The following is a 14,936-nucleotide window of genomic DNA, read 5'->3' on the forward strand; positions in this document are numbered from 1 at the left end:
TATTACAGGAAGTCATATTCTTGGCGACAAAGCCTATGGCTCAGAAGGGATTCGGAATTGGATTACAGCTAAGCAGGCATCCTACACTATCCCGCCTAAAGCGAATAGTCAAAACCCATGGAAAGTCGATTGGTATCGGTACAAAGAGCGACACTTAGTGGAGTGCTTTTTCAATAAAATCAAACATTTTCGCCGTGTGGCTACTCGTTACGACAAATTGGCCAAGTCATTCTTGGCGTTTGTATACGTAGCAGCCATTTTCAAATTGACTCAATGAAAAGTTTTCAGACACGACCTAGTCATTGCACTTGATAAAAACACAAAAAAAGAAATCGCTCTGGAGCGATTTCTTATCAGTCCCGAAATGACTTAATGAAAAAAGACCGCCAGCGCATTCTCCTGGCAGTCTTTCTTCCCCTACAAAGTAGTATGCTTCTCTTCATATTCGCTGGACAAAACCTTAAGCGATTTGATTTTACCATGGGGATGCTGTTCTTGCTTTCGTGACTTCCAGGCAGCTTCTTTCCTTCTCATCTGGTGAGCCATACAAGAATCCTCCTCGGGAAACTGAGATGTATACTACATCCTTATGATGTCGTTCCCAGGCTGCGTTCATTCATTTACTGCGCTCCAACTATTGGATGCGGAATATAAAGTTCTTCAAGGAATGAAACTTCTTCCGTGGATAATTTCACCGACAGAGCACCTGCTGCATCTTCGAGTTGCGATAGCTTCGTCGCGCCGATAATAGGAGCAGCTACAGATTCTTTCTGCAGCAGCCAGGCTAGAGCAATATGAATGCGGGGTACACCGTGTTTTTCTGCAAGTGACGCCACACGTTCAATGATCAGACGGTCTGCAGCTGCACTCGAATCGTATTTGGCTTTTTGAATGAGATCGGTTTCGGATCTATGGGTGCTTTCCGACCAATCGCGGATCAGTCTTCCTGATGCCAGTGGACTATAAGGTGTCACAGCAATTTTGTAGTCCTTGCAGAGCGGCATCATCTCCCTTTCCTCTTCCCGGTAAATGAGATTAAGGTGATTTTGCATGGATACAAAACGAGTCCAGCCATTATTCTCCGCTACATGTAACGCCTTTTGAAATTGCCATGCGAACATGGCAGAAGCGCCGATATATCTGGCCTTCCCGGACTTCACTACATCGTGCATGGCTTCCATAGTTTCTTCGATTGGCGTATGGTAATCCCAGCGGTGAATGATGTAGAGATCTACATAATCAGTCCCTAGCCGCTTCAAGCTTTTGTCGATTTCGCTCATAATAGCCTTACGGGACAGCCCCGAACCATTTGGACCTTGATGCATGCGTCCCCAAACCTTTGTGGCGAGAACAATTTCATCCCGGTTCGCATAATCCTTTAGAGCCCGTCCAATAATCTCCTCACTGGTTCCATTCGCATAGACATTCGCTGTATCAAAAAAGTTAATCCCGAGCTCAAGAGCTCTTTTTATGATAGGGCGGCTGTTATCCTCATCAAGTACCCATTGATGCCCTCCCGGCAGTACACTTCCAAAGCTCATACACCCCAGACAAATCCGCGATACGTCCATTCCTGTATGGCCAAATTTGATATATTCCACAGGTCCAACCTCCTCTTTCCTACAATTCATCAAACCATGCATCATCGACGGCTTCGAACCAATCCGTGGTTCCTGGGGTCATAGCCAGGTGCACAAACCAGCTGTCCTTTGTCGCACCATGCCAATGCTTCACGTTAGGCGGAATATTGACCACATCACCAGTTGTGAGTGAACGGGCGGGTTTGCCTTCTTCCTGATACCAGCCATTGCCGCCTGTAACTAACAGAACCTGTCCAACCTGATGAGCATGCCAGTTATTGCGGGCCCCTGGAGCAAAGGTTACATTGCCGATCACGGTATTCAGAGGCGCTGGATCTGTAAACACCATTTGCAGATAAGCGTCACCTGTAAAATATGCTTGTACCTTCTCTCCTAACGGGAAAATGGTACTATTGCTGAGTTGTTCATTTTTCATTATTATGTCCTTCTTTCTGTTCATAGATGAAATCATGTTCAGCCTCATTTTTATGATGAATGGATACTTTAATGTGTACACGTCTATTATAAAGATATTAAAGACCTTGCCTATTGTTAATACCCTGCGATTTGTTCATTAATGAACGGAATGCTAGAAATTGATCATTATAAAATAATATACACACCTGTCTATCACTCGCTAAGGTATGCACGAATTACAATATCTTGATCATGATTGCCGAAACCGGCCCCATAGAGCGTCAATCCGCCTACATTTACAGAATCCTCTTCAACCGCGAAACGAAGGGTCCAGAATTGTTCCTTTAGCTTGATATCATCAACAGTTACGTCCGACATCCACTCTCCATCTATAAACGTACCTGAAGCGTCAATGCGGATCGTCTTCAATAGTCCGTATTGATTCACATTTCGATGCCACCATTTCGGCGTATATATTCCCCTGGCAGCTCTTCCGAAGTCTGCCGGGCTTGTCCATATTCCAAGTGCGACACCGTTAAACGTGAACCGGATGTCCGAAGGCCAATAATCTCGCAGGCCCGGCGCTTCCGAAGCCATTTCCACTGAAATCTCGATAGCCTCTGGCGTTTGATCAGGAAGCAGATAGTTAGGTGTTTTATACTCTACATAGCCCCTTCCGAACCACAAAATGGCAGCATGAACCCGCTCGGGGTCGAGAAAATAGCGCGGATCGTCCCAAACACCGATTTCTTTCTCGTGCGTGCCAAGTCCGCAAGTAGGATGAACTTCAAATGCGGTATAATGACCGACTGAAATGGTTTGTTCTCTGCTCTTCGTAGCCCGGCTGGCGAAAGGCAGCTCGATCTCAATGTTTTTTTGTGTGAGGAAGCATATTTTGTGCGTCCCTCCGTTTAGACGGACCCTGCGGCTCCCGATTAATCCGGCTTGCTCGAGTTTCCTTATGTGCATGGTAACGATGGAGGGGCTAAGTTCAAGCATAGCCGCAATATCTTTTACATTCATTTCGTTATCGGCAATCAAGCCCATAATCCGCCACCGCACTTCGCTTGCCAGCGCTTCATATAGCGCCATGAATTTCGGTTCCCCGTTCGCTTTTAACATGAACAATCTCCTGACGTTACATATTGAAATCATATATATATTAATTTAATAAATTTACTACCAACCTTCAACCCTCCTCCATTGAAAGTTTATATCGAATGGTGTTTAATTTTCTTAGCAGCAAGGCAAGCTGAATTCTTACATATATGAATTTATAATGAGGAGGATATAATGAAATACAATAATCCGGTCATCAAAGGGTTTTACCCTGACCCCAGCGTATGCAAAGTGGAAAATACCTATTATCTGGTATGCAGTTCCTTTCAATATTTCCCCGGTGTTCCGATTTTTAAGAGCCAAGACCTGATAAATTGGACCCCCATCGGACATTGCTTAACCCGGACAAGCCAGGTTCAGCTGGATAGTGTAAGCAGCTCCGGAGGTGTCTTTGCGCCAACCCTGCGTTACCATCAAGGCCGATTCTACATGACGACCACAAATGATACTACACGTCAGAACTTTTATGTCTGGACCGATGATATTTATGGCGAATGGTCTGAACCTATCATTGTTGATCAAGGGGGAATCGATCCGGATTTATATTTTGAAGACGGAAAAACGTATTTCATGAGCAATGGCACAGATGATGATGGAGTTGCCGGTATTGTCCAGTGTGAAATTGATATTGAATCCGGCCGTAAGCTGTCTCCAAGCCGTTCAGTCTGGCAAGGTACAGGGGGACGCTATCTGGAAAGCCCTCATCTATACAAAATAAATGGACGGTACTATCTGATGGCAGCTGAAGGCGGAACCGAATATGGCCATATGGTCACTTATGCGCGGGGAGATTCACCTTCCGGCCCGTTTGAGGCCTATAGGAACAACCCTGTTTTGACCAATAGGAATTTAGGCGGTTACGAGCTTCAAGGCGTTGGCCACGGTGATCTGATCCAAAACCACGAAGGGAATTGGTGGCTGTTGCATCTGGGATTCCGTCAGACGGGTCTGTATCTTACTTATCACCACTTGGGACGTGAAGTATTCCTGACCCCGGTTACTTTTGGCGAGGATGGATGGTTTACGGCAGGTCATAAGGGTACCACTCTATTAAGTTTCGAAACCGATCGTATCGCGGATACCATCCTTCAACAGGAGAAACAGCTCTTCACGTTCGAGAACACCGATTGGAATCTGGACTGGTGTTATCTCCGGCATCCGGATGCAGAGCATTATGTGTTGGAATCCGATAAGATTAAGCTTAAGGGGACCAGTGTTACGCTTGATGTTCCGGCATCTCCGACCTTTATAGGCATTCGTCAAAAAGACTTCAACGCGGTTATTTCATGCGATATCAGCCTAACCGGTGGCGAAGCTGGCATTACAGTCTATATGGACGAAAACCACCATTATGATCTGGCACTGCGCGGACATCAAGATGGATACGAGGTCATTGAACGACTGAATATCGGTGATATTAAATCCATTGAAAGAGCTATAAATATGGACCAAAATAATCAGGCTACATTGGTTATCAAGTCTACTCCTACTCATTATCACTTCTACGCTCAAGTCAATGGGACAGAAACCCAACTTGGAGCTGCGCAAACGAGATACCTTTCCTCAGAAGTAGCAGGAGGATTTACAGGTGTACTAATCGGCTTGTATGCAGTTGGAGAAAAACCTGATTCCCACGCTGTTTTCACACGATTTAGCTGTGAGTATTTTAAATGAAATAAACAAAAAGGCATCCGCCATGAGAGCGGATGCTTTGCTTACAATAGGAATTACTCGCTTCTCCAGTTCACCCTTCCACCACATCTGCTCGCAGATCCGTAGCCACTTCAATCATTTTGGGAACAATAGCTTCGTTTGAAATAGCTACATACAAATCCCCCATATACAGCCGAAAAGGAATCTCCATATCCCCAAGTTTCCACATAAAAAAATCACCATCGATGGACATGATACTATCTGCTCCTTGAATGGTAAGAACCTGCGAGTATGAAAAGTCAGGTGAGGATGCAAAGTATTGTTTGCACTCTTCCAAAGTGATGCTTTGCTCCGCATTGTTATCTTGCATGGATCGGGTTATACGAAAACGCTGATTCATTAATCTGCCTCCTCTTCTACAAAGCCATATTTTCTCACTTTCTAAGCCCACTGTCAAAACCATGCTTGTCCACGCTTGTCAGAAAGTCCATCGAAGCACCTCCTTCATCTCATCAATCCAGAATGCCGCAAATCGCTTTCAGTTCAATAGTTACCGAAATGCATACGGTGCATAACGCCGAAGCCGATCAATCCAATGTTCAACATAGGCTGGCTTCCTCCTACACCATTCATTACGCACCGTTCCAGGCTGTCCCGCCCCGCAAATTTCCGGGGAGAAGGCTGGACATGGAAAAGTTTCCTGCAGCAGCTTGGATTACGCTGTCATCGCGGATCGTCTGGGGATAAGCGAGGATTATAAGCTGAAATCTCGGTCTCCGATAGACAAAAAAAGCACATAGCATCGGCTATGCACTTTCTTAAATTCCACTTACGTTTAATCCCGATATAAAAATGTCCGGGTCCGCTCCAGCTGCGGGTTGCCGAAGATTTCCTCCGGTGTGCCCGATTCAGCGATTTCCCCGTTGTCCATAAAGAATACACGGTCTGCCACATCTCGGGCAAAGTTCATCTCATGTGTGACGATGATCATCGTCATGTTCTCCTCCGCAAGCTGGCGGATGACACGCAGCACCTCGCCGGTCAGTTCGGGATCAAGCGCCGACGTCGGCTCGTCAAACAGCAGAATGTCCGGGTTGAGCATAAGTGCTCTGGCGATAGCCACCCGCTGCTTCTGCCCGCCTGACAGCATGGAGGGGTATACCTCTGCTTTATCAGCAAGACCTACCTTGGAGAGCAGTTCCCGGCTTTTAGCGGTTATATCCTGAGTGTTCTCCCGTTTCAGCGTTCTCGGCGCAAGTTCCAGGTTTCCCCGTACAGTGAGGTGAGGGAAAAGATTAAAGTGCTGAAACACCATGCCCATAGCTGCGGTAATCCCCCTAATGTCCGCACCACTAGCGTATTTACCGTTCTCCACGAGCGGCTTACCTTGAATAAAAATGCTCCCGCCGGTAACCTCTTCCAGATGCACAAGACTGCGGAGCATGGTGCTTTTTCCGGAGCCGGAAGGCCCGATCACCGCCACTACTTCTCCGGGTTTAACGTCAAAGGTAATCTTTTTCAGCACATCGAGGCTGCCGAAAGATTTCTGCAATTGTTTTACTTCAATCATACTACTCATAGCCAAACAGCCCTTCTACTCATATTTGAAACGTTTCTCCAGACCCTTGAAGAACAGCGTAAGCACCAGTGTCATCAGCAAATAAATTACGCCCGCTACTACAAATGGGGTCACTGTAAAATCGCGGTTCACCGCCGTTTTTGCAAAATTCAACAGCTCCGGTACGGCTACTGCATATAGCAAGGCAGTATCCTTGATCAGGGTAATCGACTCGTTGGCTACCGCCGGCAGTGCCACCCGGAACATTTGGGCGAGAATCACCTTGCGCAGGGTCTGCCATTTGCTGAGTCCGAGCACCTTGGCTGCCTCATGTTGCCCCTTGTCAATCGACAGCATCCCGCCACGGAAAATCTCGGCAAAATACGCACCATAATTGAGGATAAACCCAAGGCTGGCTGCGACGAAACGGTCCATGACCAGATACTGCCCAATCACGGGAATCTGCGGCAGGCCGAAGCAGAAGAACAGCAGTTGCAGCAACAGTGGTGTTCCACGCATGACGTAGATATAAGTGTGTGCGATCCAGGCCAGCGGCTTGAGGGCACTTTTGGCCATCAGAGTAACAATCATTCCGAGTGGAATGGACAGCAGGATCACAATCAGGAACAGCAAGACTGTCGTCCGCGCTCCCTCCAGCATCGGCCCGGAAATCTTAATAATATAGTCAATATTCATGTCTTTCACCCGACTCCTAAAGGAAACAATCTATTTAAGTACTTTATTTTCTCCAAACCACTTCGTTGAGATTTTAGCAGCCGTTCCGTCACTGTTCAATTCATCCAGAGCCTTCTGCAGCTCAGTCAGCAGTGCTTCATTGCCTTTCTTAATGCCGATGCCATATTGCTCAGGAGCAAGGGATTCATCCAGCAGCTTGTAAGTGTCCGGTTCCTTGGACATATAATATCTTGCCACCACTTCATCAATGACCACTCCATCCAGGCGTCCCGACTTCAGGTCCGTCAGGGCAAGTACATTATCCGTGAACTCGGAAACACTAGAAAGCTTGGCCTTGATAGGGCTGGCCTCCAGGGCATCCGCAGCCGACGAAAGGCTCTGCAGTCCGACTTCTTTTCCGGCCAGATCATCCAGCTTCGACAGCGTTGAATCCGCCAGTACGACTACAACCTGGCTGTTCTCCAGATAAGGCTTGGTAAATAAGACCTTCTCCTTACGCTCGTCTGTTATGGTGTACCCGTTCCAAATCATATCAATGCGTCCACTGTTCAGCTCCGATTCCTTGGCTGACCAGTCTATTGGCTGGAAGGTAACCTCTTTGCCCATTTTCTCAGCTGCCGCTTTCGCATAATCAATATCAAAACCGACAATTTCATTGTTATCATCTCTGAAGCCCATCGGTGCAAACTTATCATCTATACCGATCACCAGCTTGCCATCCTTACTGCCTGAACTGGAGCAGCCCGCTATCACAGTAATAGCCATTACAACTAATAATACCAATATTCCTCTTCTCTTCATCTCACAAATCCCCCTAGTAGATAACACATTGGATCATGTGCTTTAGTTCGTTAACACGTTATCAGTTTATCATGATAACATATCATATGAGCTGAGTCGATAGAGAAGAGAAACACTTCTGTGTCAATATAAATCCGCAACCCACTGCTCCGGATATCCGGATGCTGCTAGTGATGAATATGGTTTCCCACAATTTAGGAAGACTCATATTGACATAGAGAGAAGCAGAGAAGCCCCCCGGCTATGCCTGGAGGGCTTCTCTGCTATTCTTTAGTTATTAATGAACCTGCTGGAATTCAACACATCGACCGGAAATATTCCACAACCACCTCACGGAATTCCAGAGCAGCCTGCGAAATGTAGCGGCTTTTGTGCCATAATAAAGCGATTTCTCTTACCATTTCGTGATCCTCCACTTGAATATAGTGGATGTCTTCCCGTGAGTTCCGTGCACTGTTTGGCATGAAGGCAATACCGATTTCCGCTTCCACAAGAGCACTTAACCTTGCAGGTTCATCTCCCTCATATACATATTGGGGTACAAATCCAGCAGATTCGCAAACCGCGTCAACTCTATCGCGAGTCCCGTAGCCTCTCTTTACACCGACAAACCACTCATCCCTTAGTTCTATCAAAGATACCTTTTTTCGATTTGCTAGGTGATGCCCCTTAGGTACAGCGACAACGATCGGGTCCATGTATACAATTTGACATTCAATATCATCCCCTTGTACCGGAGGTGAAGACAAGCATACATCTACCGCTCCACTAAGAAGAAGTGCGACCATTTCCTGCGTGGCAAGCATTTGAACATGAAAGTGAACAGAAGGCCTCTTTTTCCGAAACTCCCGAAGGATATTGGGCAGCGTACTTGCGGCGGTCACCGCCAGTTCCAGGGTCCTATGTTCCAGGTTGGCCAGATCCTTAATCTCCTGCTTGCCCTGTTCCAATTCAAACAAAGCCCGTTCTGCACGGCAGAGAAATCTGCTTCCGAACTCATTCAACCGCAGTCTTCTTCCCGTCCGGTCAAATAAGGGAGCCCCCAAATCGTCCTCCAGACGGGCAATCGTTTTGCTCAAAGAGGATTGAGTAACGTGCAGACTTCGTGCAGCTTCAGTAACATGCTCCAATCGAGCTACGGTTATAAAATATTGCAATTGAAGAAGTTCCATCTCTCAGCCTCCATTCATTCCCTTGGGTCAATGAAATCATAACATGAAATGCGTTGGAGTAAATACATAAAGTCAAGTAAGATAGGTTTAAAACAATACGGGGAGGAACGCACATATGAATTCACGTAGCTGGTGGTTAATGATTTCCGTGGGATTGGGTATTCTCTTGAATCCACTTAACTCTTCGATGGTTTCGGTTGCGATTCCACGGCTGCAACAGGTGTTTCAGCTCGATTTCACACAGGTTTCTTGGGTTATTTTTTCTTTTTACATAGCGAGTGCTGTTGCACAACCTGTCATGGGAAAAGCCAGTGATTTATTCGGCCGCAGAAAAATATTCCTTACCGGGTTATGTGTTGCCTTCGCTGCCTCATTCTTAGCTCCACTGTCGCCTAGCTTTGGGTGGCTTATCGTGTTCCGTATCGTGCAATCCATTGGAACAAGTATGATGGTTGCCGTTGGAATGGCCATTGTGCGAGTTCATATCACAGAGAAGCAAGCGACGGCATTATCTGTTTTATCCATATTCCTATCTGGAGCAGCAGCTATTGGACCCTTTATTGGCGGGGTAATCATTCATTGGTGGGATTGGCATGCTATCTTTTTCGTCAATATTCCGTTTGTGGCGGTGAGCTTTCTAATGGCCTGGAGGACAATCCCTAAGGACGATCCGCGAGCAGCCATCGCAAGCAACATGTCTTTTCGGAATTGGGCACAGATGATTGATGTAACAGGTATCCTGCTTTTCACAACAGGTCTGGTTGCACTACTCGTTGGATTACTGTCGGCAAAATCATCCGGGCATATCTCATGGCTAACGGTTACTGTCGGACTGATTGGCCTCATATTCATTTGGGCTTTCGTCCGGCACGAGCTGCAAACGACCTCACCTTTTATTCCCTTACGTACATTTGCACACTATCCTGCAATGACTTGGGTCAATATTGAATTCATGCTTGTCAATGTATTGTATTATTCGGTATTTTTCGGGCTTCCTTCCTATTTGCAAATGGTACGTCATGTCAGTGAATTCCATACAGGGATTCTGATGTTAACCTTAGGATTGTGCTCACTAGTGGTTTCTCCGCTGGCAGGACGTTGGATCGATCAATCGGGGGCAGGTCCGGCACTCTTGGTGTCCGCCATATTAATGACGTTGGGGTCCGTTTGGATCGTGTCATTGAATCAACATTCACCAGTGATCAGTGTGTGTGTGGCTCTAGCTGTTTTCGGAATAAGTAATGGGCTTAATAATGTCGGTATGCAAGCAGCCCTGTTCAAAAGCTCACCGAAAGAAATAATCGGAGTAGCGTCCGGTTTGTTCAATACATCCAGATACCTTGGAACGATTCTCTCCTCATTGTTGATAGGGATTGTAATGGGCGGAAAGTTCAGCTTCGGGGGATTCCGGGTGCTTGGGCTGATCCTCACGGGCGTTGCCTTGTCCTTGGTTGTCATGAGCCTGCGTCGCCGGAGGTCAGGGCAAATGCAAGAGTAGGATACACTTATATGATATTAAGCCCTTAACATTAATTCTCCAGTATGGAGTTTTGGAGGCTTTTGGGGAGGGTTTTAACCACTAAAAGATAAGAGTGGTCGATCATAGCAAATAGATCAGGCTCGGGTACGGAACCATCGAGGGTTATTGAATTCCAGTGTTTTTTGTTCATATGGTAACCTGGACGAACGTTTTCATACTGCTCTCTTAGATTATCCGCAATTACAGGATCACATTTCAGGTTGATAATGGTGTGCTTCTCAATATTCTCAAAAATCAGAGCGAACATTTTGTCTTGAATTTTAATCACCAGGGGTTCAGGTCCGAAGGGGTACTCCTGGGTTGCCCCTTTTTTCTGCAAACAGTATTCTATTATATTCGTTTTCATTGTGCTCTTCATCTGAACAACTCTCCTCTACCGAACTTGTGTATTCTATTATAACCGATCCCAAAAAACATACCCAACTATAACAAAACGAGCCTTTCCTCAAGAAGAAAGACTCGCGATGTATTCGTTATTCCAGCCCGTGCCGGCTCCTCTGCCGGTTGTGGAAGGTTACAATGTCCCGTATCCCCGCCTGCTTCAGAAGTTCGAGCTGCTGATCCGTATAGCCGCCAAGATCTTCAGGAAAATGAGCATCGGTGGAGGTCGTGAAAAGCACGCCTTTGGCCGCCAATACCGCCAGGAAAGCCGGGCTCGGGCACATTTCCTGAATCGGATAACGGTACACCATACCTGCGTTAATCTCTGTGGCTGTATCATATGCAATCAGCAGATCCGCAATTCGCTCATACGATGACAGCAACCGTTGCTCGTCGGGGCGATAGTTGAAGGCTTTGAGGTTATCCAGGTGGGCAACCATATCGAACAAGCGTGAAGTGATCGCATTACCGACGATTTCGAAGAATCGGGCGTACAGTGCTTCCAGATCGAATTGTTCAAAATACGTTTGTGTCGCTGGATTGTCAAAGCCCCAGCCATCTACAAAGTGCACTGAGCCGATAACATAGTCATACGGCTGTTCTTCCAATATACTGCTTAGCTCCAGCTCGCAGCCCGGAAAATAGTCCGCTTCGATACCGAGCCGCAGCTCAATGCCCTCATGCCGCCATTTCTCCTTTTGGAGCTGAATGCATCGTACAAAATCGTCCGAATCTGCCATGCATACCTGGTCCAGCCATTCCCGCTGTAAACGGCCTATCCAGGTATCATCCAGGACCATATGCTTTTCATAATAGGCTTTATATTTCGTGAACCGGTACAGATGATCAACGATGCCGACAGTATGAAGGCCTCTCTTCTTGGCTTGCTCCAGATACAGGTCCAGCCACTCTGTAGTGAAAGCTCCGCCCGCGATGCGCCGTTCCAATAGACGAAAGCTCTCCTGCATCCAAGACAGCGTATGTATCTGCTCACTGCTGCCTTTCATAGCCGCCAGACTCTCGAGCGTACGTTGCAGCCACCTTGGTGAATAGGGTCCTTCTTCCAGATGGAGATGAAAATCTACCTTCATTTCGTATACCCTCCTGTTGTCTCTATCCATGCTTAGGCTACATTACACTGCCATCCTCCAGCCTGATCCAAGTCTCGAAACTCCGCTCCCCTTCCAGGAGTTGTATGACCCGTGCGCCGCGTTGCAGTGCCCCGTAAGTGTTGTGCCCGGTCACCCGGCCATAGGCCAGCGTTATCCCGTGCAGTACGCCTATGTAATCATTGTCGTGATCGTGCCCGGCGAAGGCTGCCATCACATCCCCCGCTTCCAGCATCGCTGCGAACCAGCCGCTGTTCACTTTGGAGCAGCAGACCATTTCACCTTTTCTCCCGGCTACACGCCCCGACTGCCACACCTCATTGTATTCGGGAATAGGAATATGCATAAAAGCCAGAGCTGGCAGTATTCCTCCGTTTCTCTCACGAATCTTAGCAGATTCCCGGGAATACCATTCGACTTGATTGGGATGAATCCAGGCATACCCTCCGATCGCAGCAGGCGCATATTCACCCGAATCCACGAAATACAGTACCGCCGACTCCCTGTCTCCAGCATGGCTATAGAGAGGTAGCACATAATTTCCAGTACCTTGCACCTCTTCCGGTCCCGCATCAGCTACGCATAACTCATATTCCGTCAAAATCGCCTGGAGCTCTGCCCGTGTAACCCCCTTCTCCGTATCGTGGTTGCCATAGATCACGGCAAACGGCGTCCCGGCCTGTACCGCTACCTCAATAACCCGCCGGAAGGTGGCCTTAGGGTCCACTGTATCAACGCTGTAAATCAGGTCACCACTGAACACAACCAGATCCGGCTGCTCGGTTTCCAGAATGCGCTGCATAAGCGCCAGTGTCCGGGCATCGCGCTCCGGCTCGATTCCATCCTGGAGATGGATATCGGTAAACTGCACCATTTTAAAAGTTCCATCCGTGTGAAAGGTAAGATGTCGGTTATTCATATTAAGCCTCCTGAAATCCGGGTGATCACTCCTGTGATCCCAAGTTGTTCTTTTGTGCTTTTTCGTTGTTTCGTGTGGCTTTTATTTTAAAATAGCACTATTTGACAAGCAGATGCAAGTATTATTTTTTGCATGACGGTAGTTATAGGTGTGAAAGACCTTCTGCGGCGATACTGAAAAAGTATGTTCCTAATCAACATGGGGTATGGTTTATGCTGATTCTCCCTTATTTATTAGGGATGGCAGCTGTACATATCAGTGATTGTCTTATATTTCTAACCATAGATATCTCCAGGAAAGCAAAAAAGCGGACTCCGATACAGGAACCCGCTTCTTTATATTGTGATGCCGCTACTCTTCGATCATGTCGTGATTCCCGGCCCCCGGAGGAACGATGGGATATACATTAGATTCTTCAGTAATATCAAATTCCATGATTACTACACCCTTGGTGTGAAAAGCTTCTTCAATCATGTACTCTGCTTCCCGTCATTTACAACCAGGAAATTCCGGTTGTGGAGCTTGTACATTTCCTGCAGCTCCGGCACGGCGATCGCCGTACAGACAATCGTGGCATTGAGGGCCCGTGAGGAAAGTGCAGCCAGTCCCCCGGAATGATCGGGTTCGGTATGGTTAATTACGATATATTCAATATCCATAGGGTCTATGAATTGGCTTAAACGCTCCGCATATTCACGTCCGAACTCCATATCTACGGTGTCAATCACTGTAGGTTTACCCGTTTTTAGCAGGTAGGAGTTATAGGTGGTTCCTTTCGCCAGGATCAGACGATGAAAGGGTACCTCCCGGTTGTCTATTTTACCCACCCAATAAGTATCTTTGGCAATCTTGTATTCTGTGTTCATCTGCTTAGCCTCCTGAATGATAATGTTTATCAGCAATTTCATTCTATATCGGAGACTAAACAAAAAGGAGGATTACAATCACATTTTGAAAGTTTCAAAATCCATCTATTCATACTATAAATATACACGATTGCGGCCATAGGATTATGCGTATGGTCACTTTGTGTATCAGTATCGTTTTAATATTTTATCAGCCTCTTCCCGGATCCGGCAGCGGAAAGACTCCGGTTCGAGTACTTCTACATTCCCGCCCCAGCTAAGGACATATGGCAGCAGTTCCTCCGGGTGCCGGACTCGAAAGGTGAATAATAGACCGTCCGTACTCTCCTCCGTCGATTCCATATAGAAATTACCGGTCTCCAGGATTCTATCGGCTATCTCAGGGCTCACCCGAACCAGCACCTGTAAGTTCCGGTCATCCTTTTGGCGGTAACGGCTCAGGTCAAACCCGGGCGGTACAAGAAACGGCTCTTCCAGCATAGCAAGCTCCGTCATCCGTGATAACCTGAAATGGCGGATATCCTGCCGAAGGTCGCAGCGTGCGATCAAAATCCAATTCCCCTGAATGAACATCAGCCCATAGGGAGCAACCTCACGTCTGCTCTTCCGGTTTCCGTCAGATTCAGGCAATGTTTTCTGATACGTGAAACTTAATTTGCGCCGCTCAAGAATGGCACGCCTGGCTTCTCCAAGATAGTCCCTTTCCTTAATTCCGGTTACTGGTTCACTGGTGTGAAGAAGGCGCATCGTTTCCCGCACCCGTGTGGATTCAAAACGTACCGGCTCTGGCAGGATCGCCTCAATTTTGCGACGGGACGTCTTAGCCACGCTGCCATACAAGGAATCCAGCCTCTGTTCGATGAAATCCGTCCCCATGATCAGGGCCACGGCCTCCTCAGCGGTGAAGCCGACTGGCGGCAGGAAATACCCATCCATCAGGGAATATCCCTGTCCAGGAGCACCGATAATCGGAACTCCAGCTTCGCTCAGAGCCTGAATGTCGCGGTATATCGTCCGTACGCTCGTCTCGAATTGAGCAGCCAAATCTTCCGCTCTTAGCACCTTGCTCCGCTGCAGTTCAAGTGTAATGGCGAGCTGCCGTTCGGTTTTATTCATATTAACCCC

At 47.3% G+C, this 14,936-nt stretch carries 19 protein-coding genes and 1 pseudogene; 5 read left to right on the forward strand and 15 right to left on the reverse strand.

What is annotated here, in order from left to right:
* Positions 1 to 277 (forward strand): transposase (locus tag A3848_RS32830; protein WP_256702214.1); only part of this gene is annotated, 277 nt, incomplete at its 5' end.
* A 140-nt stretch (positions 278 to 417) separates the two neighbouring features.
* On the opposite strand, the gene A3848_RS32835 is transcribed toward A3848_RS32830, so the two are convergent.
* From A3848_RS32835 to A3848_RS07840, 4 genes are all read right to left on the reverse strand, one after another.
* On the reverse strand, positions 418 to 546 hold the full coding sequence (locus A3848_RS32835) for a DUF6254 family protein (RefSeq protein ID WP_244169897.1): 129 nt from the start codon (positions 544 to 546) through the stop codon (positions 418 to 420).
* Between the two features lie 74 nt (positions 547 to 620).
* Positions 621 to 1,601, reverse strand: coding sequence for an aldo/keto reductase (locus A3848_RS07830; protein ID WP_074084399.1), 981 nt, complete (start codon positions 1,599 to 1,601; stop codon positions 621 to 623).
* Between the two features lie 19 nt (positions 1,602 to 1,620).
* Positions 1,621 to 2,016 (reverse strand): cupin domain-containing protein, encoded by a 396-nt coding sequence (locus A3848_RS07835; protein ID WP_074084400.1) that lies wholly within the window; start codon positions 2,014 to 2,016, stop codon positions 1,621 to 1,623.
* A 194-nt stretch (positions 2,017 to 2,210) separates the two neighbouring features.
* Complete coding sequence (locus A3848_RS07840) at positions 2,211 to 3,119, reverse strand: ArsR/SmtB family transcription factor (protein ID WP_074084401.1); 909 nt, start codon at positions 3,117 to 3,119, stop codon at positions 2,211 to 2,213.
* A 171-nt stretch (positions 3,120 to 3,290) separates the two neighbouring features.
* Here A3848_RS07840 and A3848_RS07845 point away from each other — a divergent pair, with 171 nt between their 5' ends.
* Positions 3,291 to 4,790: a glycoside hydrolase family 43 protein gene (locus A3848_RS07845; protein WP_074084402.1), complete on the forward strand. Its 1,500-nt coding sequence runs from the start codon at positions 3,291 to 3,293 to the stop codon at positions 4,788 to 4,790.
* A 70-nt stretch (positions 4,791 to 4,860) separates the two neighbouring features.
* Here A3848_RS07845 and A3848_RS07850 read toward each other — a convergent pair whose 3' ends face one another.
* Positions 4,861 to 5,169 (reverse strand): hypothetical protein, encoded by a 309-nt coding sequence (locus A3848_RS07850; RefSeq protein WP_074084403.1) that lies wholly within the window; start codon positions 5,167 to 5,169, stop codon positions 4,861 to 4,863.
* 122 nt (positions 5,170 to 5,291) lie between these two features.
* On the opposite strand from A3848_RS07850, the gene A3848_RS32180 reads away from it, so the two are divergent.
* On the forward strand, positions 5,292 to 5,516 hold the full coding sequence (locus A3848_RS32180; RefSeq protein WP_178381929.1) for a hypothetical protein: 225 nt from the start codon (positions 5,292 to 5,294) through the stop codon (positions 5,514 to 5,516).
* 88 nt (positions 5,517 to 5,604) lie between these two features.
* Here the strand turns inward: A3848_RS32180 and A3848_RS07860 are convergent, their stop codons facing one another.
* The 4 genes from A3848_RS07860 to A3848_RS07875 all read right to left on the reverse strand — a co-directional run bounded on the left by A3848_RS07860 (position 5,605) and on the right by A3848_RS07875 (position 8,996).
* Entirely contained in the window at positions 5,605 to 6,348 is a 744-nt protein-coding gene (locus tag A3848_RS07860) for an amino acid ABC transporter ATP-binding protein (protein WP_074084405.1), read from the reverse strand.
* Positions 6,349 to 6,363: 15 nt separating this feature from the next.
* A complete protein-coding gene (locus tag A3848_RS07865) occupies positions 6,364 to 7,023 on the reverse strand; it encodes an amino acid ABC transporter permease (RefSeq protein WP_074084406.1) in 660 nt (219 codons plus the stop codon).
* A gap of 30 nt (positions 7,024 to 7,053) precedes the next feature.
* The gene (locus A3848_RS07870; RefSeq protein ID WP_074084407.1) at positions 7,054 to 7,824 is read right to left on the reverse strand and encodes an amino acid ABC transporter substrate-binding protein; all 771 of its coding nucleotides are present in this window, start codon (positions 7,822 to 7,824) and stop codon (positions 7,054 to 7,056) included.
* A 296-nt stretch (positions 7,825 to 8,120) separates the two neighbouring features.
* Positions 8,121 to 8,996, reverse strand: a complete 876-nt coding sequence (locus tag A3848_RS07875; protein ID WP_074084408.1) for a LysR family transcriptional regulator — start codon at positions 8,994 to 8,996, stop codon at positions 8,121 to 8,123.
* Between the two features lie 115 nt (positions 8,997 to 9,111).
* On the opposite strand from A3848_RS07875, the gene A3848_RS07880 reads away from it, so the two are divergent.
* Positions 9,112 to 10,494, forward strand: coding sequence for an MFS transporter (locus tag A3848_RS07880; protein WP_074084409.1), 1,383 nt, complete (start codon positions 9,112 to 9,114; stop codon positions 10,492 to 10,494).
* A 31-nt stretch (positions 10,495 to 10,525) separates the two neighbouring features.
* Here A3848_RS07880 and A3848_RS07885 read toward each other — a convergent pair whose 3' ends face one another.
* The 3 genes from A3848_RS07885 to A3848_RS07895 form a co-directional block, all read right to left on the reverse strand.
* The gene (locus tag A3848_RS07885) at positions 10,526 to 10,894 is read right to left on the reverse strand and encodes an MmcQ/YjbR family DNA-binding protein (RefSeq protein ID WP_371916083.1); all 369 of its coding nucleotides are present in this window, start codon (positions 10,892 to 10,894) and stop codon (positions 10,526 to 10,528) included.
* 115 nt (positions 10,895 to 11,009) lie between these two features.
* Positions 11,010 to 12,008, reverse strand: coding sequence for a histidinol phosphate phosphatase domain-containing protein (locus A3848_RS07890; protein ID WP_074084410.1), 999 nt, complete (start codon positions 12,006 to 12,008; stop codon positions 11,010 to 11,012).
* 37 nt (positions 12,009 to 12,045) lie between these two features.
* A complete protein-coding gene (locus A3848_RS07895) occupies positions 12,046 to 12,945 on the reverse strand; it encodes a metallophosphoesterase family protein (protein WP_074084411.1) in 900 nt (299 codons plus the stop codon).
* Positions 12,946 to 13,073: 128 nt separating this feature from the next.
* On the opposite strand from A3848_RS07895, the gene A3848_RS33400 reads away from it, so the two are divergent.
* Complete coding sequence (locus tag A3848_RS33400; protein ID WP_371916084.1) at positions 13,074 to 13,355, forward strand: YwiC-like family protein; 282 nt, start codon at positions 13,074 to 13,076, stop codon at positions 13,353 to 13,355.
* On the opposite strand, the gene A3848_RS32840 is transcribed toward A3848_RS33400, so the two are convergent.
* The 3 genes and pseudogenes from A3848_RS32840 to A3848_RS07910 all read right to left on the reverse strand — a co-directional run bounded on the left by A3848_RS32840 (position 13,297) and on the right by A3848_RS07910 (position 14,927).
* Complete coding sequence (locus tag A3848_RS32840; protein ID WP_256702216.1) at positions 13,297 to 13,419, reverse strand: hypothetical protein; 123 nt, start codon at positions 13,417 to 13,419, stop codon at positions 13,297 to 13,299. The genes A3848_RS33400 and A3848_RS32840 overlap by 59 nt on opposite strands.
* Before the next feature lie 11 nt (positions 13,420 to 13,430).
* Positions 13,431 to 13,811, reverse strand: a pseudogene (locus A3848_RS07905) (oxygen-binding di-iron domain-containing protein); the annotation flags it as partial.
* Positions 13,812 to 13,979: 168 nt separating this feature from the next.
* Positions 13,980 to 14,927 (reverse strand): helix-turn-helix transcriptional regulator, encoded by a 948-nt coding sequence (locus A3848_RS07910; RefSeq protein ID WP_074084413.1) that lies wholly within the window; start codon positions 14,925 to 14,927, stop codon positions 13,980 to 13,982.
* Positions 14,928 to 14,936: the final 9 nt, after the last annotated feature.

Origin of the sequence: Paenibacillus sp. P32E (assembly GCF_001909085.1) — a bacterium.
Taxonomy (GTDB): Bacteria; Bacillota; Bacilli; order Paenibacillales; family Paenibacillaceae; genus Paenibacillus_AQ; species Paenibacillus_AQ helianthi.